This window comes from Brenneria sp. hezel4-2-4 (genome assembly GCF_013155275.1).
Classification (GTDB): domain Bacteria; phylum Pseudomonadota; class Gammaproteobacteria; order Enterobacterales; family Enterobacteriaceae; genus Brenneria.
Genome location: NZ_JABJXS010000009.1, coordinates 1 through 20,450, shown reverse-complemented (window position 1 = coordinate 20,450; position 20,450 = coordinate 1). Strand labels below are relative to the sequence as shown.

Sequence of the window (20,450 nt, the reverse complement as noted above, 5' to 3'; positions counted from 1 at the left end):
TGACGACACCACTGTACCCTACATACGGTTTGATGAAATGGGCGTTACGGCAAAGGCCTCCGACAGGGGGCCTTTTGCTTGAGGATGATTAACCCGGGATCAGCAGGCTGGAGCCTTGTGTGCCGCGGCTTTCCAGCGCCTGGTGCGCGGCGCTGGCATCCGCCAGGGCGAAAGTCTGGCTGACGGGCACCGCCACTTTGATGGCGCCGCTGGCTAACAGGGAGAACAATTCATCGCTGGCCTGCTTCAGTTCAACGCGATTGGTAATATAGCCAAACAGCGACGGACGGGTGACATACAGCGATCCTTTCTGGTTCAGGATCCCCAGATTCACCCCGGTGACCGGCCCGGAGGCGTTGCCGAAGCTGACCATTAGCCCACGGCGCCGCAGGCTGTCCAGCGAGGCTACCCAGGTATCTTTCCCCACCGAATCGTACACCACCGACACCTTCTCGCCACCGGTCAATTCCGCGACCCGTTCAGCGATGTTTTCCTTACGGTAATCGATCGTCGCCCAGGCGCCGGCCTGCTTTGCCCGCTGCGCTTTTTCGGCCGAACCTACGGTGCCAATCAATTTGGCGCCCAACGCGTTCGCCCACTGACAGGCGATCAACCCCACCCCGCCGGCGGCGGCATGGAACAAAAAGGTTTCGTTTGGCTTGATTTCATAAGTCTGACGAAACAGATAATACACCGTCAGCCCTTTCAGGAACGAAGCCGCCGCTTGCTCAAAGCTTATCGCGTCCGGCAGCAGGGCAACATTGTCTTCCGCCACATTATGCACCTCGCTGTAGGCGCCCAGCGCAGAATGCGCATACACCACTCGGTCGCCGACCTTCACCGTGCTGACTCCCGCTCCGACTTTGACGACAACGCCCGCCGCTTCAGTGCCCAACCCTGACGGCATTGATGGCGGCGCATACAGCCCGCTGCGGATATAGGTATCAATAAAGTTAATGCCGATTGCGCGATTTTCCACCTGCACCTCGCCCGCTGCGGGATCGCGCGGGGTAAAATCGACATATTTAAGAACCTCCGGGCCGCCGTGGGCGCTGAACTGGATGCGTTTTGCCATGTTATCTCCTTATGGTGAGCGGTCGTTTGTATTACCATTGTGTGGATTAGCAGTGTGTTATTCCCCGCTTTCAGATATACAATGCTCCACTAACCAAGGGTAAATCAACCGGTAAAGAACTCGTTTCATGGCAGAAAAAAGACCAACCAAAAAATCGAATGAACCCCGTGACCGTCAAATGGAAGGCTTAAAGCTTCCACCACACTCGCTGGAAGCGGAGCAATCGGTATTGGGTGGCCTGATGCTCGATAATGAACGTTGGGATAACGTTGCCGAGCGCGTGGTCGCCAATGACTTCTATAATCGCGCCCACCGGATGATCTTCACCGAGATGCAGCGCCTGCTGGAAATGAGCAAGCCGATCGACCTGATCACCCTGTCCGAATCGCTTGAACAGAAAGGCGATCTGGAATCGGCGGGAGGTTTCGCCTATCTGGCGGAGCTGGCTAAAAATACGCCGAGCGCAGCCAACATCGGCGCTTATGCCGATATCGTGCGGGAACGCGCCGTGGTGCGCGAAATGATTTCCGTCGCCAACGAGATTGCCGATGCCGGGTACGATCCGCAGGGGCGCAGCAGTGAAGATCTGCTCGATCTGGCGGAGTCCCGCGTTTTCCAGATTGCCGAAAATCGCGCCAGCAAAGATGAAGGCCCGAAAAGCATCGATCGCATTCTGGAAGATACCGTTTCCCGTATCGAACAACTGTATCAGAAACCGCACGACGGGGTGACCGGCGTGGATACCGGCTATCAGGATCTCAATAAGAAGACCGCCGGCCTGCAAAAATCCGACCTGATTATCGTGGCGGCGCGCCCTTCCATGGGGAAAACCACCTTCGCCATGAACCTGTGCGAACATGCGGCGATGACGCAGGAAAAGCCGGTGCTGATCTTCAGTCTGGAGATGCCCGGCGAACAGATCATGATGCGTATGCTGGCGTCGTTGTCCCGCGTGGATCAAACCCGTATTCGTACCGGTCAGTTGGATGATGAGGACTGGGCGCGCATTTCCAGCACCATGGGGATCCTGCTGGAAAAACGCAACATGTACATCGATGACTCCTCCGGCCTGACGCCAACCGAAGTTCGTTCCCGCGCCCGTCGGGTATTCCGCGAACATGACGGCCTGAGCCTGATTATGATCGACTACCTGCAATTGATGCGCGTACCGTCCCTGTCCGATAACCGTACGCTGGAAATTGCCGAAATATCCCGTTCACTCAAAGCATTGGCAAAAGAATTGCAAGTCCCTGTGGTCGCGCTGTCCCAGCTTAACCGTAGTCTGGAGCAGCGCGCCGATAAACGGCCGGTTAACTCCGACCTGCGCGAATCCGGCTCCATCGAACAGGATGCCGACCTGATTATGTTTATCTATCGTGATGAGGTTTATCATGAAAACAGCGACATGAAGGGAATTGCTGAAATTATCTTAGGGAAACAACGTAACGGCCCTATTGGTTCCGTTCGTTTGACCTTTAACGGGCAGTGGTCGCGTTTTGATAATTACGCCGGGCCACAATATGACGATGAATAACGCACGATAAGAATTATGCGCTAAGGACACACAATGAAAACGGCAACCGCCGTCATTAATCGCCGCGCTTTGCGTCACAATTTACAACGGATCCGCCAACTGGCCCCGCAAAGCCGTCTGGTCGCCGTGGTAAAAGCAAATGCCTACGGTCACGGTATCATTGAATCCGCCCACACTTTCCGCGACGCTGACTGCTATGGCGTCGCGCGGCTTTCAGAAGCGTTGCAACTCCGCGCAGCGGGTATCACCAAACCGATCCTGCTGCTGGAAGGTTTTTTTTCCGCTGAAGACCTTTCTCTGGTGGCCGAGCATCAGCTTGAAACCGCTGTTCACAGTAACGAACAGCTCGCCGCGCTGGAACAGGCAAACCTGCCGCAGCCCGTCCGGGTGTGGATGAAGCTCGATACCGGCATGCATCGCCTTGGGATATTGCCGGAACACGCCGAAGCGTTCTATCAGCGTCTGGCGCAGTGCCGTAATGTGGTGCAGCCGGTGAACGTAATGAGCCATTTTTGCCGCGCCGATGAACCGCAAGCGGATACCACCGAACGTCAGTTGGCCCGCTTTGACGCCTTCACCCAGGGCAAACCCGGCGCCCAGTCCATTGCCGCCTCCGGCGGCATTCTGCTGTGGCCGCAGGCGCACCGCGATCAGGTGCGCCCCGGCATCATTCTGTACGGCGTGTCGCCGCTCGATACCGAAGACGCCGCGCATTTTGGTTTTCAACCCGCCATGACATTGACCTCGCACCTGATTGCCGTGCGCGAGCACAAAGCGGGCGAACCGGTGGGCTACGGCAGCATCTGGACCAGCAAGCGCGATACCAAACTGGGCGTGGTGGCGATCGGCTACGGCGACGGCTATCCGCGCAGCGCGCCGGCCGGCACGCCGGTGTGGATAAACGGGCGCGAAGTCCCGCTGTCCGGACGGGTTTCAATGGATATGATTACCGTCGACCTGGGGCCGGATGCGCAGGATAAGGCGGGAGATGAGGTTATTCTGTGGGGCAAGGCATTGCCCGTCGAGCACATCGCGGCGCACACCGGCATCAGCGCCTATGAATTAATTACCCGTTTAACGCAGCGCACCCGGCTGGAATATATCGACGAGTAAATGAAACTGGCGTGCCGATGATAACCGTGGCCCGGTGAAAGCATTATCGGGCCATGATTTTATTCATACAAAAAGCTGCTAGTCTATGATCTCCACGGCCTGACGCCGTTCAGGGAAAGCTATGTACAATATTGATGATTTTGATCTGAAAATCCTGACGCTGTTGCAGGCGAATGGTCGTCTGACCAATCAGGAACTGAGCGAGCTGGTCGGGCTTTCCGCCTCCCAGTGCTCCCGGCGCCGCATCGCGCTGGAACAGGCGCAACTGATCCTTGGCTATCACGCCCGTCTTTCGCCCAACGCGGTCGGGCTGGAGTGTCTGGGGCTGATTGAGGTCAGACTGATTAATCACACCACCGAATATGTCGAAAGATTCCATCAGATGCTGGGAGAAGTCGACGCTATCATTGATGCCTATAAAACCACGGGCGATGCTGACTATCTGCTCAAGGTCGCGGTGGCCGATCTACCGGGATTGAGCACATTGATCAGTCAGATCCTGTCGCAGAACAAAAGCGTGGCGCATCTGAAAACCTCGGTGGTGCTTAATCGGCTCAAAGAGAATGGGTTGATGATGCCTGAACGGACATCGTTGCCCTGATATGGGGCAGCATGCTCTCTATTGGAGCAACGGAACGATTAAAATGCGCACAAAAATCAATTAAACCGCGTAAATCAACCATAAAAAAGCCGATTAATGCACAAGTTACGCAAAAAATTGGCATTTATATTTCAATAAGTTGCCCTTATCTCTCTCCTGTTCCCGGCGTTTAAGGCCTTCCTTATAGGGTATCTGGTGTGATTATTGCTTAATAAATACGTGTTCTACTGTGTATAGAGTGCCCACCCGCCATGGATAACGTTATCACCACTGAAAAATTGTCACATACCCTGCTGGAAGATGTTCTGGCTATTCTGATTGGTACGCTAATGGTCTCTTTTGGCGTTATTTTGTTACGTCAGGCCGGCGCGCTCACCGGCGGTACCGCAGGCATGGCCTTTTTACTGCATTACCTGACGCAGATCTCCTTCGGTACGGCCTTCTTTCTGCTCAATTTGCCGTTCTACTATCTGGCGATCCGCCGGATGGGGTGGAAATTCACCATAAAGACATTCTGCGCCGTGGCGCTGGTGTCGCTGTTTTCCGATCTTCACTCGCTTTTTATTCACTTCGATCGCTTGAACCCGTTCTACGCCACGCTGTTCGGCAACCTGATTATGGGACTCGGCTTTATTGTCCTGTTCCGTCACAAGGCCAGCCTCGGCGGCGTAAATATATTGGCGCTTTATCTTCAGGATAAATACGGCCTGCGGGCGGGGAAATTCCAGATGGGCATCGATGTTGTGATTGTGCTGACTTCCCTGTTCGTGGTAAGCATACCGATGTTGGTTGCCTCGATACTGGGCGCAACCCTGCTGAATCTGATCATCGCCATGAACCATCGTCCCGGCCGCTATGCGGTCTGACCGCCGGATTCAGGCAGTATGATGATTCAAACCGCCGCGTTACCCGATACTCAACACTATTTTTAGGAGAGTTACACCGTGTTTCAAAACGTTGATGCCTATGCCGGAGATCCTATCCTGTCGCTAATGGAAAAATTCAAACAGGACCCACGCGCGGATAAGGTGAATTTGAGTATCGGTCTTTACTACAACGAACAGAATATCATTCCCCAACTCCGTTCGGTCAGCGCCGCGGAAGAAGAACTGCAACAGTTACCCAAGCAGGCAACGTCCTATCTGCCGATGGAAGGTTTGCACGCTTACCGTACCGCCATTCAGCACCTGCTGTTTGACGAGCGCCACCCGGCGGTGACCGCCAACCGCATTGCCACCATCCAGACGCTGGGCGGCTCGGGCGCGCTGAAAGTCGGCGCTGACTTTCTGAAACGCTACTTTCCGAACTCGGAAGTGTGGGTCAGCGATCCAACCTGGGAAAACCACATCGCCATTTTCTCCGGGGCCGGTTTTAACGTGCACACCTACCCTTATTTTGATGCCGATAAGCTGGGCGTAAAATTTGACGCCATGCTTAGCGCCCTGCAACAACTGCCGGCGCAAAGCATTGTGCTGCTGCATCCGTGCTGCCATAACCCGACCGGTTCCGATCTCACCAATGAACAGTGGGATCGCGTCATCGAAGTGTTGATCAGCCGTGAACTTATTCCGTTTATGGACATCGCCTATCAGGGTTTTGGCGTCGGCAGCGCGCAGGATGCCTATGCCATTCGCGCCATTGCCGGCTCGGGCATTCCGGCGTTCATCGCCAACTCGTTCTCTAAAATATTCTCACTGTACAGCGAGCGCGTCGGCGGTCTTTCCGTGGTGTGTGAGAATGAGGAAACCGCACTGCGCGTGCTGGGCCAGTTAAAAGCCACCGTACGCCGCAACTACTCATCTCCGCCGAATTTTGGCGCTCAGGTGGTCGCCAAAGTGCTGAACGACGCGAAGCTGAATGCCGAGTGGCAAGCGGAAGTGGAAGAGATGCGTACCCGGATTCTGGAAATGCGCCGGACGCTGGTCGCAGCGTTGAAAAAGGCGCTGCCGAATCGTAATTTTGATTACCTGCTGACCCAACGCGGCATGTTCAGCTATACCGGCTTCAGCCCGGCACAAGTCGATCGTCTGCGGGAAGAGTTTGGCGTCTATCTGATCGCCAGCGGCCGCATGTGCATGGCGGGCCTGAACCACAGCAACGTTCAGCGCGTTGCCGCCGCTTTCGCCGCCGTTCAGTAAACCATAAAATGAAACGCCACTGGCTTAACCGACCCACGCTTGTGGAGGGTTAATTCGGTGGCTTGAAAAGAGCCATGACCCAGCTACGCTACCTGAACGCTTATCCCCCGACGATTGTTGCACAGGTTCAAACCCTCGTTGATCAAGGCAAACTTGGCCTCTGGCTGGGAAAAAAATATCCTGATCGCCATCATATCCAAAGTGATAAATCGCTCTATCAATTTGTTGCGGAACTCAAGCAGAGATATTTGAAGAACGCCCCAGCGGTATCAAAAGTGCTTTACGACAATAAACAGAATCCAATAAAAGGGACGCTGGGAACAAATACGTTTGTGGCACGCGTACAGGGCGGAAAATTGAAGTCCAATAACGAAATCAGAATAGCCACACTGTTTCGGGACGGGCCTGAAGATTTTCTGCGGATGATCGTGATACACGAACTCGCCCACCTCAAAGAAAAAGACCACAACAAAGCATTCTACCAACTCTGCTGCCATATGGAGCCAGACTATCACCAATTGGAGTTTGATATGCGGATTTGGCTGAACTGGCGAGAAATGGATGTAGGGTAAAATGTTGTAATCGCTTCGCCAACAAATACGCTAAGCGGTTGCACCAAAGTACAGTATTACACTATTAGCTAAGTCATCAACGCAACTCACCTTTCATGATCGAACGCTTTGCTTTTCCGCCGTGTTAACCGTATTATTTTCGCGCTGATAATAGAAATATTTTTACTCCGTCTATTTATAACTCTTCTCATAAGGATTTGATATGGCTAATTTGATTTACGCCAGTATTAACGGTCAAAAACAAGGTTTGATATCATCCGGTTGTTCAACTCTTGACTCAATTGGCAATCGCTATCAAACAGGTCATGAGGATCAGATACAAGTATTAGGCTTGAACCACAGTATCAGCCGCGATCAAAATGTATCTCACCATCCTATTCATTTTATTAAGCCAATAGATAAGTCATCCCCGTTATTAGGCATGGCAATCTCTTACAATGAAAAGATAGAGGTGACATTTTATTTTTACCGCGTAAATTCTGCTGGACAGTTAGAGCTTTATTATGAAGTTAAATTAACGGACGCGAGCATTGTAGACGTTACCTGTGTCTATCCGCACGTAATAGATAACAATGAAATCATGCCGTATGAAAAAATCCAGTTAAAATATAAAAGCATAGCATGGAACCACAAGGCTGCGGGAACGTCTGGTTACAGCATATGGGAGGAAATGAGTCTCTAGGTTCATTACGTTTGATAACCAGCATGCCTATTAGGTGTGCTGGTGATTTACTATTTATCACAAATGGCGATATTTTTTACATACTTATTGGGATCCATCCAGGATATCTTAGGACAGGTTTTATAGCCTTGATTACTAAGTTCATATGATATATATATTGATGAAAACAAACTAACCACTGCGCCAAATATAGCTATCATTGCCAATGCATTTGCTAATTTATTATTCATTTTGGCTGGTTTATTTTTTATTACAGAAAAAAATTCCAGATATGAGAAATAAAATAACAAAGGTGCTGCAAATATTATAACTCCTACTTTCCATGAAAAGGTAATTACATCACTTAACTTAAAAAAATCTACGTATCCACTTAAAGAAAACCAGCATCCCCATAATGCAAGGATAAAAATAAAAACCGAATATAAGAGAAATAATGATCTATTTATTTTAACCACGACTGATTCTCCCCCAAGTATGAAAAATCACACACTATAAGATAGGTTAATTATTTACCATTCGTCACACAGAGCAATATCTTTCACATATTTATTGGGATCCATCCAGAATGTTTTAGGACAGATTTCATAACCATAACTTCTAAAATTATAAGATATATAGAAAGATGAAAATAAACTAATTATAGCGCCAATGACTATTATTATAAATAGAACCCCTCCTAGTTTTTTATTAATTCTCGCCACTTTATTCTGTATTACAGAATAAAAACATAGAAATGAAAAATATAATAAAAAGGGAGTACCAAATACCATTAACCCAACTTTCCATGAAAAGACAATAACATCGTTTAACTGTAAAATATCCAAATAACTATTAAAAGAAAACCAACCGGTAAAGCATGAAATAAAAAAAAGAAAAACTGCAAATGCGCCAACTAATGGCCTATTTACCTTAACCACGACTGTATCTCTCCAGGATATAAAAAACGCACCTTGTCAGATTTTCATCTTATTTCTTATTCTTTGCAAAGAGCAATATTTTTCACATATTTATTAGGGTCCATCCAGGATATTTTAGAACAGGTTTTATAACCTTGATCACTAAGTTCATATGATATATATATCGATGAAAACAAACCAACTACTGCACCAAAGATAAGCAGTTTAACCAAGCATTCCCCTAATTTATTATTGATTATTACATGTTTGTTTTTTATGGAAGAATAAAAACAAACATATGAAAAATAGAATGACAAAGGTACTGCAAATATTATAAATCCAACTTTCCATGAAAAAGTAATTACATCCCTTGATTTAAAGAAATCTATGTATCCGCTTAAAGAAAACCAGCATCCCCAGCATGAAAGTAGGAAAACTAATACTGCAAATGCACCAACTAATGGCCTATTTACCTTAACCACGACTGTATCTCTCCGGGATATAGAAACGCACCTTGTCAGATTTTCCTTTCATTTCTTAATCCTTGCAAAGAGCAATGTTTTTCACATATTTATTAGGGTCCATCCAGGATATTTTAGAGCAGGTTTTATAGCCTTGATTACTAAGTTCATACGATATATATATTGATGACAACAAACTAACCATTGCGCCAAAGATAGCTATCATTGCCAATGCATTTGCTAATTTATTATTCATTTTTGCTGGTTCATTTTTTATTACAGAAAAAAAGGCTAGATATGAAAAGTAAAATAATAAAGGTGCTGCAAATATTATAACTCCTACTTTCCATGAAAAGGTAATTACATCACTTGATTTAAAGAAATCTACGTATCCACTTAAAGAAAACCAGCATCCCCAGCATGAAAGTAGGAAAACCAATATTGCAAATGCACCAACTAATGGTCTGTTTACTTTAACCACGACTGTATCTCCCCCAAGTATTAAAGAACTGATCGGGATGGTAAGGATAGTATTGTGATTTATATGAATTATGCGATTTTAAGTTTTTTATTATTGCTTCACTTACTTTATATTTATTATCTAACCAATATAATATTGCACTCACTAAAACACCTAAAAAAAACACACCGATAGCAATAGCTAGAACACTACCTCCAGCGACCATAAGTCCGGTAGCTAACGTTTTTGCCCCCCAAGCTACGCCAATAGATACCGCTAATTTTGCTGCATCCATGGTTAAATTAACAAAGAAATCGGTTAATGCATATTCATCTTTCAACAATAGCTCAATGGCTCGATAAGCACCGGAAAACACAATGCAGAATCTTGCCCCAGTCGCAATTCCGCTTTCAATGCCTTTCGTTCCTATTCCCATATCCAATATTTTTTGGTTATCGACTAAATATTTAGTGGCATCTAAATACTTCCTCACCCCGGGATAACCAGATAGCTTGATATACTTACTGCCATTCTTCCCAATATATTCCGTTGCCTGTACGCCAAATCCTTTCATTTCCATCGCGATTCTGCTCACCGACACAGCTTCTGCAATATTCCCGGCAAACGACGAGGCGGGATCGGTGCAGGCAAAGAGGGCTGTTTTCCACGACTGATTAGGGTTTGGCGTACACAACGTTTTTAAAAAATATAATCCTTCTTGCGCAGTCAATATGGCATGAATGTTGTCATTATTTATTTCATTTAGTTGAGCATGTAATTTTTGATAATTGATATCTGCATGCTGCTTTTTAAAATCAAGATGATCCTCTAAACGATAGTCATCCTCAACAAACGTTCTTAAAACCGGATCGTATTTCATAACCACCTCACTCCCTTGAATTTGACTTAAGTCAATAGCTATGTCTCCTGATGCGAACACTGTAACGGAAAAATGACAATTTTCAAATATTGACGGCGCCCAATTCGCAAATTTTTATTCAGCCCCAAAGCCTCTGTTACTTAAAGATATTACGGCTTAATGCCATCAATAATTCATTATTTTAGGCTGCGTCCCTCAATGAGCCATATCGCTCAGGTAAATTACGCCACGGCGCACCGGAACAGAGCACCCCAAACATCCCGTTGATGAGCTTGCGGTGTTCAACATAAGGGTGACCGACTTTTTGCGGCTTTGTTATCCCACAATGAGTTTGCTTTACCGAATAACGTTCAAGATACAGAAGGCGGCAACCACGGTGGATAATGCACAATCCGTTGTTTAGGTTAAAGGCCATACCTACAGGATGGCCTTTAATTCAGAGGCCGGTCGGCAGTGCGGCAATCAGCTTCGCCTAAGCGATGCAACAGATAGCCGGTTTAACGCGCCACCAGCACGGAGGTTTTCGCATATCGCACGATAGCGGAAGCATTGGAGCCCAGCAGGTAAGTGGTCACGCTTGGTCGCCGCGAACCAATGACGATAAGATCGGCCCCGATCGCCTCAGCCTCTTTCAGAATTTCATCATAGATCGATCCCTGACGGACATTGATCGTGAATCGCTCTTCCGGCAATGCCAGTTCATCCGCGAAGACTTTCAGTTTTTGTTTTATCTCCGTGTCCAACGTGTCTTCAAACTGTTGGGTTTTCGGATTAAACCGGTTCAGAATATAGTCCGGTACTGCGGATCTCACATATAGCAACCGCAGGCTGGCCTGCGTTCTCTCCATCAGAAACTTTGCCTGTTGCAGCGATTTCTCGGTTAATTCCTGCTCACTGATATCCACCGGCAATAACACTGACTGATACATCCTGCCCTCCTGACGACAATTAATGCGCATGCTGTAACTTTACTCCCCTGCCCCAGGCAGGGCAATGAGCACCGTCCCTGCGCCACAGCCCCCGCAATCTGTACAGACAGGAACGTATCGTGGGGCTGATATTGAATTTCTGATGCTGCCTGTACGGCAGTGAACGTACCAGGATAACGACCAGTACATAACGCAGTTTTCTAAGCTGCCGTACAGGCAGCTTAGAAATCGTTGCAACTTGACAGTGCGATGCTGCAAGGAATCACTGCCGTACAGGCAGCAATAAAAGTCGGTATAACAAAAATGCTGAAGCCATTCTCAGCAAGAAGAATGGCTTCAGACAAGGTTAGAAGGACGCCCAGTCCGATGAATTATCGGATGCTTTTCCCGCTGCCGGCGCCAGCGTTCGGCTGGCAGGCAATGCCTGAACCTCCCGGTTATTTTGTGGATTAACCTGCCGGCTATCAGAATTCGACGTTTGCGCATTCAACTTAAACGCATTAACGGTCTGTGTCAGCGCAGACGCCTGAGACTGCAAGGATAGCGCCGCTGATGCGGATTCTTCCACCAATGCGGCATTCTGCTGGGTCGTGGTGTCAATTTGCCCTACGGCCAGGTTAATCTGATTGATGCCGTCGCTTTGTTCACGGCTGGCCTGGGCAATTTCACTGATGATATCGTTAACGCCCTGAACGTGCGCCGTCAGGCCATTCATGGTTTCTTCGGCCGTATCTACCAGCCCCATACCGTCCTGAATTTTACCAACAGAGTCATCAATCAGTTCTTTAATCTCTTTTGCCGCCGTCGCGCTTCTCTGCGCCAGCGAGCGCACCTCGGCCGCAACCACCGCAAACCCGCGCCCTTGTTCACCCGCCCGCGCCGCTTCAACCGCCGCATTCAGCGCCAGAATATTGGTCTGGAAAGCAATACCGTCAATTACTCCGATAATGTCGGCCATACGCTGTGAAGAGTCACGGATACCCCGCATTTTATGCGTAACAGAAACCATCACTTCGCCGCTGCGTTGTGCCGTTGCCGACGCTTGATTGGCAATCTCCGTAGCCTGGAGGGTATTGTCCGACGTGTTTTTGATCGTGGAGGTTAATTCCTCCATTGAAGAAGCGGTCTGCTCCAACGAGCTGGCCTGTTCTTCCGTCCGGGCAGAAAGATCCTGATTACCCGCGGCAATCTGCGATGCGGCGCTCGCGATGGCTTCAGCGCCGTCGCGAACCTGACTGACGATCTGGCGTAAACTGCCGTTCATCCGCCCCAGCGCCACTAGCAACTGACCGGTTTCGTCTTGTTTGGTGGTGGTAATGGTGGAAGTCAAATCACCCTGTGCGACTTTCTCCGCCACCAACAAGGCTTCCTGTATCGGATGGGTAACGCTTCGGGTAATTCCCCAGGCAATCACGCCCCCTACCGCCGCGCCCAATGCAAGAATAATCAACAGAATGTTACGGGTTTCAGCGTAGATCTCAGCCATGGAATCAACTGAGGCATACATAATATCATTCTGATAGCCAATCAATTTAGCAATACTCTGACGGTACTCCCGCTGAAGATTATTCAAATTATTGATAAACTCATCACTTGCTTCCTGCTGATTTCCGGCAAGGATAAGATTGATTAATTTTCCACCTGAAGCGGCAAATTTCTCACGGATATGTTTAATCTCTTCAAGCGCGGCTAACGATCTCTCATCTGTAGTACCGCTCTCCAACTTCTCAAACAGTACATTGATATCTCTACCTAGCTCACCAATCCTGGAAATACTGCGTTGGATTTCATTCTCATCCGTTATTAATAACAAACGCTGATAGATCACTACGCCGATATTCACCGTACTAATAAGGTCATTGGCATTCACCGTCTGCGGATAGACCTCTTTTACAATGTCACTGGCGCTATTCTGAAATTGAGACAGTTTAGAAATAGAAAGAATATTAACTACAAAAAGCATTAGTACCAGAAAAGCAAATCCTATTCCCAGGCGGTAGCCAATACGTAAATTAGATAAACTCATTATCTCGCTCCTTTTATTCAGCATGTATTTACATGAACCATTCCGATAAACATTTTTTTGATAAGAAACCAGAGCGAAGGAGAGCTTTTTGTCATTACATCTTGCTTGCGGATAAAAAGAAATAGATCATACACACGCCGGCCTCCAGGCAGCGCTGCTAAATTAAAATAACAAAAGCATTCCCGCGGCCATCAGATGCCGCGAAATAGCGTTGTTTTTTATTTGGCATTATCATTTAAAAAACATAAAGCCATTGAAAAACAGCAAGCTGATTAACAATATCATCGGCTCTTCAGCCAAATTTGTTAAAGTCATTGAATACGGTATTTATTCTGTTTATCCGATAGTAAGCCTCTTCTCCCGGCGTCTCAGTTGTTATCGGCAGCAGAGTGAGTACCTTTACACTATTGATCGTTTAAATCATTCAAAAATCAAAAAATAAATAGATGATAGCTATCATGGCCGCGAGCGCGATCGAATGAGCCAGGATAGTCAGTCAAATCAGTTAATCTCCCTGAAGCGTCACCACCAACGTACGGCTACCACCGTGATTGCGGTGTTCGCATAAATAAATCCCCTGCCAGGCGCCGACGTTTAGTCGCCCGTTACCGATCGGGATTGTTAGGCTGTTGCCCAGCAAACTGCCTTTCAGGTGGGCAGGCATATCGTCACTGCCCTCATCAACATGGCGGTAATAAGGTTCATCTTCCGGCACCAGACGGTTAAAGAAACGCTCAAAATCCTGCCGCACGGTAGGATCGGCATTTTCATTAATCGTCAGCGCCGCCGAGGTATGCTTGATAAAAACATGCATCAGGCCGACTTTGATTTGCCGCAGCGCCGTTACCTGGCTAAGCACTTCATCGGTAATCAAATGAAAGCCTCTGGATTTAGGCTTCAGACGGATTTCATGTTGTATCCACATCGCAAACCCCCTCGGGTTGAGACTAAAGGTTACGCAGGCTTACGCGCCAGCATCGGTTTCAGGAAGCGGGCGGTATGTGACTGCGCGCATTCGGCGACCGTTTCCGGCGTTCCGGATACCAGGATCTCGCCGCCGCCGCTGCCGCCTTCCGGCCCCAGATCGACAATCCAGTCCGCGGTTTTGATCACATCCAGATTGTGCTCAATCACCACGATGGTATTGCCCTGATCGCGCAGCTGATGCAGCACCGTCAGCAATTGCTGAATATCCGCAAAATGCAGGCCGGTGGTCGGTTCATCCAGAATATACAAGGTCTGCCCGGTGCCGCGTTTTGACAGCTCCCGCGCCAGCTTCACGCGCTGCGCCTCGCCGCCGGATAGCGTCGTGGCGGATTGCCCCAGGCGGATATAAGACAGTCCGACATCAATCAAGGTTTGCAGCTTGCGCGCCAATGCCGGGATCGCATCAAAGAACTCGCGAGCTTCTTCGATGGTCATCTCCAGCACCTCATGAATGCCCTTGCCTTTATACCTGATTTCCAGCGTTTCGCGATTGTAACGTTTACCTTTGCACTGATCGCACGGCACATAGATATCCGGCAGGAAATGCATCTCGACTTTGATTACCCCATCCCCCTGACAGGCTTCACAGCGTCCGCCGCGCACGTTAAAACTAAACCGGCCGGGGTTGTAGCCGCGGGTACGCGACTCCGGCACACCGGCAAACAGCTCGCGAATCGGGGTGAAAATCCCGGTATAGGTCGCCGGGTTGGAACGCGGCGTACGCCCGATCGGGCTTTGGTCGATATCAATGACTTTATCAAAATGCTCCAGCCCCTGAATCTCACGATAATCCGCCGGTTCGGCCAGCGTAGCGCCATTAAGCTGACGCTGCGCCAGTGGGAACAAGGTGTCGTTAATCAGCGTGGATTTACCGGAGCCGGACACGCCGGTAATACAGGTAAACAGCCCTACCGGCAACGTTAGCGTCACGTCTTTCAGGTTGTTGCCCCTGGCGCCAATCAGCTTCAACACTTTGGTTGGGTCGGCGGAGACGCGCCGCTCAGGGATATCAATCTTGCGCTTTCCGCTAAGATATTGCCCGGTTAGCGATGACGGCACCGCCATGATCTGTTCCATCGTTCCTTCCGCGACCACCTCGCCGCCATGCACGCCCGCGCCTGGCCCGATATCGATCACATGATCGGCGGCGCGAATAGCATCCTCGTCATGTTCAACCACGATCACGGTGTTGCCCAGGTTACGCAGGTGGATCAGGGTTTCCAGTAGACGTTCGTTATCACGCTGATGCAGACCGATAGACGGCTCATCCAGCACGTACATCACGCCTACCAGCCCGGCGCCGATCTGGCTTGCCAGACGAATGCGCTGCGCCTCGCCCCCGGAAAGAGTTTCCGCCGAACGCGACAACGACAGGTAATTCAGCCCCACGTTGACCAGGAACTTCAGCCGATCGCCAATCTCTTTCAGGATCTTTTCAGCTATTTGGGCGCGCTGACCGCTGAGTTTCATATTCTGAAAGAAACTCATCGCATGGCCGATGCTCATATCAGAAATCTGCGGCAGCGTGGTTTGTTCGACAAACACATGGCGCGCTTCTTCACGCAGACGCGTACCGCGGCAGTTGGCGCAGGGGCGATTGCTGATAAATTTCGCCAGTTCTTCACGCACCGCACTGGATTCCGTTTCTTTATAGCGGCGCTCCATATTATGCAGCACCCCTTCGAACGGGTGACGGCGCACCGAGGTATCACCACGGTCGTTAATATATTTAAACTCGACGTTTTCCTTGCCTGAGCCGTACAGAATCAGTTTTTGAACCGATTCGCTCAGCCTGTCAAACGGGACATCAACATCAAATTTGTAGTGTTCCGCCAGCGAACGCAACATCTGGAAATAATAGAAGTTACGACGATCCCAGCCGCGAATCGCGCCGCCCGCCAGGGATAATTCCACATTCTGCACCACGCGGGCGGGATCGAAAAACTGCTGAACGCCCAGCCCATCGCAGGTTGGGCAAGCACCCGCCGGATTATTGAACGAGAACATACGCGGTTCCAGTTCATGCATGCTGTAACCGCACACCGGGCAGGCAAAATTCGCGGAGAACAACAACTCCGGCACGGTCGGGTCGTCCATATCGGCGACCACCGCGCTGCCGCCGGACAACTCCAGCGCGGTTTCAAACGACTCCGCCAGACGCTGCGCCAAATCGTCACGCACTTTGAAACGGTCCACAACCACTTCAATGGTATGTTTTTTCTGCAATTCCAGTTTTGGAGGATCGGAAAGATCGCACACTTCGCCGTCAATACGCGCCCGGATATAACCCTGCGTCGCCAGGTTTTCCAGCGTCTTGCTGTGCTCGCCTTTGCGATCTTTCACAATCGGCGCCAGCAGCATCACCCGCTTGCCTTCCGGCTGCGCCAGCACGTTATCCACCATCTGACTGACCGTCTGCGCATCCAGCGGGACGTCGTGCTGCGGGCAGCGCGGTTCGCCGACGCGGGCAAACAGCAGGCGCAGGTAGTCGTGAATTTCGGTGATAGTGCCGACGGTGGAACGCGGGTTGTGCGAGGTGGACTTCTGCTCGATGGAAATGGCGGGCGACAACCCTTCGATATGATCGACGTCCGGCTTCTCCATCAGCGACAAAAACTGACGCGCATAAGCAGAGAGTGATTCGACGTAACGCCGCTGCCCTTCGGCATACAACGTATCAAACGCCAACGATGACTTACCTGAACCCGATAATCCGGTGATCACTATCAGCTTGTCGCGAGGGATTATCAGATTGATATTCTTGAGATTATGAGTACGGGCACCACGAACTTCGATCTTATCCATTCACACACTTCCCGGAATAAACACAGTTTTGCATCATCTCTCTGATGGAGACAACCGGTACGAAACATGCAATTATGGCACAAAAAAAGCTGAATGGATATCCAGTATCCGATGCAAACGTTGCAATCTGCACATTCATTTTTGATTCAGCCTCGCAGGTATGATAGATACTTTTATCATGCTAAAATCGATCGTTTATACTCATATAAATTGGATTCATCAGGAGACACGAGCATGGCCAGCAGAGGCGTTAATAAAGTGATTCTTGTCGGACATCTGGGGCAAGACCCGGAAGTTCGCTATATGCCGAATGGCGGTGCCGTTGCCAACATCACGCTGGCCACGTCCGATAGCTGGCGCGACAAGCAAACCGGCGAGCAGAAAGAGAAAACCGAATGGCACCGTGTGGTGCTGTTCGGCAAACTGGCTGAAGTCGCGGGTGAATATCTGCGTAAAGGCTCTCAGGTTTACATTGAGGGCGCGCTGCAAACCCGCAAATGGACCGATCAGTCGGGCGCAGACCGCTACACCACCGAAGTGGTGGTTAACGTTGGCGGCACCATGCAAATGCTAGGCGGTCGTCAAGGCGGCGGCGCACCTGCGGGCGGCGGCGCGGGCGGACAACAGTCAGGCAGTTGGGGTCAGCCGCAACAGCCGCAGGGCGGCAATCAATTCAGCGGCGGCGCGCAAGCGCAGCCATCGCGCCCGGCACAGAACAACGCCCCGGCCGCCGGCAACGAACCGCCAATGGATTTTGACGACGATATTCCGTTCTGATTTTTACTTAAAAATAAAACGGTTAGCATGAGATATCGTGATAACCACAGGCTATTGGTACGCCTACTGCAAACCTGACCTCTCCTTACCCGGTAATGGGTTTGAAGCTCGAAAGAGAGAGGGGAAAGCGACATGTCAGGAAAAGGCTGGTTGCGGGGAAATAACCTACCCTGCGCCAGCTATTGCAAGTCCCGCAAAGTTAAGCCTGATTGCTCACAAAACGCTGCAATGTCAACCGTGGCAAATTGATTTACCCTGACTGACGTAGTACCATTCAAAACTCACCCTACCCCTCATAAGCAGTTGGTTTTTCTATGCCAATCATCCAGTCGGTGGAACGTGCTTTACGTATTCTGGACCTTTTTGACGAATACAACGTTGAAATCAAAATTACCGATATCAGCACCCAAATGGGGTTACATAAAAGTACCCTGCACTCCTTGCTGAAAACATTGCAGGTCGCGGGTTATATCGATCAAAACCGTGAAAACGGCAAGTATCGGTTGGGAATGAAGCTGGTTGAACGCGGTAATCTGGTGGTGAACTCCATTGATATTCGTGAAAAAGCGCGCAGCTACCTGCTGGATCTGGCATCGCAAACCGGTCAAACCACCCACCTTGCCATCCTTGACGGCAAAGAAGGGGTCTACATCGATAAAGTGGAAGGGAAACTGGCGGTCATCACATTTTCGCGTATTGGCAGGCGGTTGCCTGTTCACGCGACGGCGATTGGGAAAGTTCTGTTGGCGTTCAACCCCGAAAATGAAATCGACGCGTTGTTGCAAGACTATGAATTTACCCAGCAAACGCCCAACACCATCCTCGATCGGGAAACTTATCTACAAGCGCTGGAATGGGTACGTCAGAATGGCTATGCGCTGGATAACCAGGAAAATGAGCAGGGCGTGAGATGTATTTCCGTGCCGATCTGGAATCATGCGCGCCGCACCATTGCGGCAATCAGTATGTCGACGCTCACCAACCGCGTTTCCGATGCGGAATTCAACGACTACATTGTGCTGCTGAAGGCCGCATCCAAGGAACTTTCCCGACGTCTTGGCTACGAAGGCTGAGACTGCCGCTCTGGTATGGCGTCAGGCCACACCAGAGCAAGACCGTTAAATCACCGTATTCAGTAGTAAAATAAACGCCAGACCAAAGATAGAAACCAGCGTCGACAATAACGTCCAGGTGGCGAAGGTCTCTTTCATCGTCAATCCGAAATACTCTTTTATCATCCAGAAACCCGCATCGTTGACGTGAGAAGCGATGGCGCTGCCCGCCCCTGTCGCCAGCGTGACCAACGCCAGATTGGCGTGACTCTGCGCCAGAGTCGGAATTACCAGCCCGGCGGTGGAAATGGCCGCGACGGTGGCCGAGCCCAAAGAAACACGCAGAATGGCCGCAACGCCCCAGGCAAGCAAAATGGGTGAAGCCGAGGTGCCGGCAAACAGTTCGGCGACATAGGTGCCCACGCCGCCATCGATCAGCACCTGTTTGAAGGCGCCGCCGCCGCCAATGATCAGCAGCATCATCCCGATACCGGCAGCCGCGGAACTGCATGAGGACATCAGATCCTTCACTGCAATATGCCGGTTCAGCCCCATCGAATAGATGGCGAACAGCAGTGAGATAATCATCGCGACCGAGGCGTCACCCAGAAATTTTATTACCCCGGTGAACAAATTATCCGCCACGCCGATTTGCTGTTGTACCATCGATACCAGCGTCGCAACCGACATCAATATAACCGGCAACATGGCGGTAAACAGGCTAATACCGAATCCCGGCGTCTCTTCCAGTTGAAAGGTTTTCTGCATGCCGAGGGAATCAATATTCCCGACCTTGCTGAAGCCTTCCGGAACAATAAGTTTTGCTACCTTATTGAATAGCGGGCCACAAATTACTACTGTCGGCGCACCGACGATAATGCCATAAAATAATACCGTGCCGATATCTGCACCATATTCCCCCGCAATCATCGTTGGGCCGGGATGTGGCGGCAGGAAGCCGTGAGTCACCAGCAACGCGGAAATCATCGGAATGCCCAAATGCAGAATGGACACATTTAACTGCCGCGACATGGTAAACAGAATAGGGATCAGCAATACCAGCCCCACTTCAAAAAACAGCGCAATCCCGACAATAAATGACGCAATCACCACCGCCCATTGAATATGACGTTCACCAAATCGATTAATCAACGTCACGGCAATGCGGTGCGCACCGCCGGCATCGGCAATTAACCGCCCCAACATGGCGCCCACGCCAAAAATAAGCGCAATGTGGCCTAATGTGCCGCCCAACCCTTTTTCAATGGACTTCACGACGCCGTTGAGCGGTATACCCAGTGCCAGCGCCACACCAAAGGCGACAATCAGCAAGGATTGACCTCCTCCCATATCCTGACCCAGGATCAATTAGAGGATCTGTCTTTTTTGGTGACTTCGGATAAATTCTGCCGGAGTCAGATCATTTAATGAAGAATGTGTCCTGTCATGGTTATATTCTTCC

The 20,450-nt window shown here is 49.9% G+C and carries 20 protein-coding genes and 1 pseudogene; 9 read left to right on the top strand and 12 right to left on the bottom strand.

The genetic code is table 11. From position 1 onward, the window contains the following. Positions 1-88 precede the first annotated feature (88 nt). Entirely contained in the window at positions 89-1,075 is a 987-nt protein-coding gene (locus HOY33_RS15980) for a quinone oxidoreductase (protein WP_172291136.1), read from the bottom strand. A 127-nt stretch (positions 1,076-1,202) separates the two neighbouring features. Between HOY33_RS15980 and dnaB the strand changes: the two genes are divergently transcribed. From dnaB to HOY33_RS15945, 7 genes are all read left to right on the top strand, one after another. Then, the gene (gene dnaB / locus HOY33_RS15975; protein ID WP_172291135.1) at positions 1,203-2,609 is read left to right on the top strand and encodes a replicative DNA helicase; all 1,407 of its coding nucleotides are present in this window, start codon (positions 1,203-1,205) and stop codon (positions 2,607-2,609) included. A gap of 33 nt (positions 2,610-2,642) precedes the next feature. Further along, positions 2,643-3,722: an alanine racemase gene (alr, locus tag HOY33_RS15970; protein ID WP_172291134.1), complete on the top strand. Its 1,080-nt coding sequence runs from the start codon at positions 2,643-2,645 to the stop codon at positions 3,720-3,722. Between the two features lie 121 nt (positions 3,723-3,843). Next, positions 3,844-4,323, top strand: a complete 480-nt coding sequence (locus tag HOY33_RS15965; protein WP_172291133.1) for an Lrp/AsnC family transcriptional regulator — start codon at positions 3,844-3,846, stop codon at positions 4,321-4,323. A gap of 251 nt (positions 4,324-4,574) precedes the next feature. Beyond that, positions 4,575-5,189, top strand: coding sequence for a YitT family protein (locus HOY33_RS15960; RefSeq protein WP_172291132.1), 615 nt, complete (start codon positions 4,575-4,577; stop codon positions 5,187-5,189). Between the two features lie 78 nt (positions 5,190-5,267). Beyond that, entirely contained in the window at positions 5,268-6,461 is a 1,194-nt protein-coding gene (locus HOY33_RS15955) for an aromatic amino acid transaminase (protein WP_172291131.1), read from the top strand. A gap of 74 nt (positions 6,462-6,535) precedes the next feature. Continuing rightward, on the top strand, positions 6,536-7,033 hold the full coding sequence (locus HOY33_RS15950; RefSeq protein WP_172291130.1) for a M48 family metallopeptidase: 498 nt from the start codon (positions 6,536-6,538) through the stop codon (positions 7,031-7,033). A 202-nt stretch (positions 7,034-7,235) separates the two neighbouring features. Further along, positions 7,236-7,715: an Hcp family type VI secretion system effector gene (locus HOY33_RS15945; RefSeq protein ID WP_172291129.1), complete on the top strand. Its 480-nt coding sequence runs from the start codon at positions 7,236-7,238 to the stop codon at positions 7,713-7,715. A gap of 50 nt (positions 7,716-7,765) precedes the next feature. On the opposite strand, the gene HOY33_RS15940 is transcribed toward HOY33_RS15945, so the two are convergent. The 10 genes and pseudogenes from HOY33_RS15940 to uvrA form a co-directional block, all read right to left on the bottom strand. Beyond that, complete coding sequence (locus HOY33_RS15940; RefSeq protein WP_172291128.1) at positions 7,766-8,170, bottom strand: DUF1240 domain-containing protein; 405 nt, start codon at positions 8,168-8,170, stop codon at positions 7,766-7,768. A 54-nt stretch (positions 8,171-8,224) separates the two neighbouring features. After that, on the bottom strand, positions 8,225-8,632 hold the full coding sequence (locus HOY33_RS15935; protein ID WP_172291127.1) for a DUF1240 domain-containing protein: 408 nt from the start codon (positions 8,630-8,632) through the stop codon (positions 8,225-8,227). 56 nt (positions 8,633-8,688) lie between these two features. Then, positions 8,689-9,093, bottom strand: coding sequence for a DUF1240 domain-containing protein (locus HOY33_RS15930; RefSeq protein WP_172291126.1), 405 nt, complete (start codon positions 9,091-9,093; stop codon positions 8,689-8,691). 55 nt (positions 9,094-9,148) lie between these two features. Next, complete coding sequence (locus HOY33_RS15925) at positions 9,149-9,553, bottom strand: DUF1240 domain-containing protein (protein ID WP_172291125.1); 405 nt, start codon at positions 9,551-9,553, stop codon at positions 9,149-9,151. Further along, positions 9,546-10,412: a hypothetical protein gene (locus tag HOY33_RS15920; RefSeq protein ID WP_172291124.1), complete on the bottom strand. Its 867-nt coding sequence runs from the start codon at positions 10,410-10,412 to the stop codon at positions 9,546-9,548. The genes HOY33_RS15925 and HOY33_RS15920 overlap by 8 nt, the downstream gene beginning before the upstream one ends. Before the next feature lie 202 nt (positions 10,413-10,614). Next, positions 10,615-10,827, bottom strand: a pseudogene (locus tag HOY33_RS20835) (hypothetical protein); the annotation flags it as partial. Between the two features lie 82 nt (positions 10,828-10,909). Further along, the gene (locus tag HOY33_RS15910; RefSeq protein WP_172291123.1) at positions 10,910-11,341 is read right to left on the bottom strand and encodes a universal stress protein; all 432 of its coding nucleotides are present in this window, start codon (positions 11,339-11,341) and stop codon (positions 10,910-10,912) included. A gap of 346 nt (positions 11,342-11,687) precedes the next feature. Beyond that, positions 11,688-13,367 carry a methyl-accepting chemotaxis protein gene (locus HOY33_RS15905; protein ID WP_172291122.1) on the bottom strand — a complete coding sequence of 560 codons (1,680 nt, stop codon included), beginning with the start codon at positions 13,365-13,367 and terminating at the stop codon, positions 11,688-11,690. Positions 13,368-13,872: 505 nt separating this feature from the next. Beyond that, complete coding sequence (locus HOY33_RS15900; protein WP_172291121.1) at positions 13,873-14,292, bottom strand: secondary thiamine-phosphate synthase enzyme YjbQ; 420 nt, start codon at positions 14,290-14,292, stop codon at positions 13,873-13,875. 29 nt (positions 14,293-14,321) lie between these two features. Then, positions 14,322-17,159, bottom strand: coding sequence for an excinuclease ABC subunit UvrA (uvrA, locus tag HOY33_RS15895; RefSeq protein WP_172291120.1), 2,838 nt, complete (start codon positions 17,157-17,159; stop codon positions 14,322-14,324). A 234-nt stretch (positions 17,160-17,393) separates the two neighbouring features. Here uvrA and ssb1 point away from each other — a divergent pair, with 234 nt between their 5' ends. Together ssb1 and HOY33_RS15885 are read left to right on the top strand one after the other, a co-directional pair. Beyond that, the gene (gene ssb1, locus HOY33_RS15890) at positions 17,394-17,936 is read left to right on the top strand and encodes a single-stranded DNA-binding protein SSB1 (protein ID WP_172291119.1); all 543 of its coding nucleotides are present in this window, start codon (positions 17,394-17,396) and stop codon (positions 17,934-17,936) included. Positions 17,937-18,250: 314 nt separating this feature from the next. Continuing rightward, complete coding sequence (locus tag HOY33_RS15885) at positions 18,251-19,009, top strand: IclR family transcriptional regulator (RefSeq protein ID WP_172291118.1); 759 nt, start codon at positions 18,251-18,253, stop codon at positions 19,007-19,009. Positions 19,010-19,054: 45 nt separating this feature from the next. On the opposite strand, the gene HOY33_RS15880 is transcribed toward HOY33_RS15885, so the two are convergent. After that, the gene (locus HOY33_RS15880; RefSeq protein WP_371734388.1) at positions 19,055-20,338 is read right to left on the bottom strand and encodes a gluconate:H+ symporter; all 1,284 of its coding nucleotides are present in this window, start codon (positions 20,336-20,338) and stop codon (positions 19,055-19,057) included. Positions 20,339-20,450: the final 112 nt, after the last annotated feature.

What these genes read in the sequence shown, in the direction of transcription:
- uvrA (WP_172291120.1), bottom strand. Translation starts at nt 17,159, where the DNA reads ATGGATAAGATCGAAGTTCGTGGTGCCCGTACTCATAATCTCAAGAAT.
- HOY33_RS15980 (WP_172291136.1), bottom strand. Translation starts at nt 1,075, where the DNA reads ATGGCAAAACGCATCCAGTTCAGCGCCCACGGCGGCCCGGAGGTTCTT.
- dnaB (WP_172291135.1), top strand. Translation starts at nt 1,203, where the DNA reads ATGGCAGAAAAAAGACCAACCAAAAAATCGAATGAACCCCGTGACCGT.
- HOY33_RS15950 (WP_172291130.1), top strand. Translation starts at nt 6,536, where the DNA reads ATGACCCAGCTACGCTACCTGAACGCTTATCCCCCGACGATTGTTGCA.
- ssb1 (WP_172291119.1), top strand. Translation starts at nt 17,394, where the DNA reads ATGGCCAGCAGAGGCGTTAATAAAGTGATTCTTGTCGGACATCTGGGG.
- HOY33_RS15965 (WP_172291133.1), top strand. Translation starts at nt 3,844, where the DNA reads ATGTACAATATTGATGATTTTGATCTGAAAATCCTGACGCTGTTGCAG.
- HOY33_RS15920 (WP_172291124.1), bottom strand. Translation starts at nt 10,412, where the DNA reads ATGAAATACGATCCGGTTTTAAGAACGTTTGTTGAGGATGACTATCGT.
- HOY33_RS15905 (WP_172291122.1), bottom strand. Translation starts at nt 13,367, where the DNA reads ATGAGTTTATCTAATTTACGTATTGGCTACCGCCTGGGAATAGGATTT.
- HOY33_RS15900 (WP_172291121.1), bottom strand. Translation starts at nt 14,292, where the DNA reads ATGTGGATACAACATGAAATCCGTCTGAAGCCTAAATCCAGAGGCTTT.
- HOY33_RS15960 (WP_172291132.1), top strand. Translation starts at nt 4,575, where the DNA reads ATGGATAACGTTATCACCACTGAAAAATTGTCACATACCCTGCTGGAA.
- HOY33_RS15945 (WP_172291129.1), top strand. Translation starts at nt 7,236, where the DNA reads ATGGCTAATTTGATTTACGCCAGTATTAACGGTCAAAAACAAGGTTTG.
- HOY33_RS15910 (WP_172291123.1), bottom strand. Translation starts at nt 11,341, where the DNA reads ATGTATCAGTCAGTGTTATTGCCGGTGGATATCAGTGAGCAGGAATTA.
- HOY33_RS15880 (WP_371734388.1), bottom strand. Translation starts at nt 20,338, where the DNA reads ATGGGAGGAGGTCAATCCTTGCTGATTGTCGCCTTTGGTGTGGCGCTG.
- alr (WP_172291134.1), top strand. Translation starts at nt 2,643, where the DNA reads ATGAAAACGGCAACCGCCGTCATTAATCGCCGCGCTTTGCGTCACAAT.
- HOY33_RS15885 (WP_172291118.1), top strand. Translation starts at nt 18,251, where the DNA reads ATGCCAATCATCCAGTCGGTGGAACGTGCTTTACGTATTCTGGACCTT.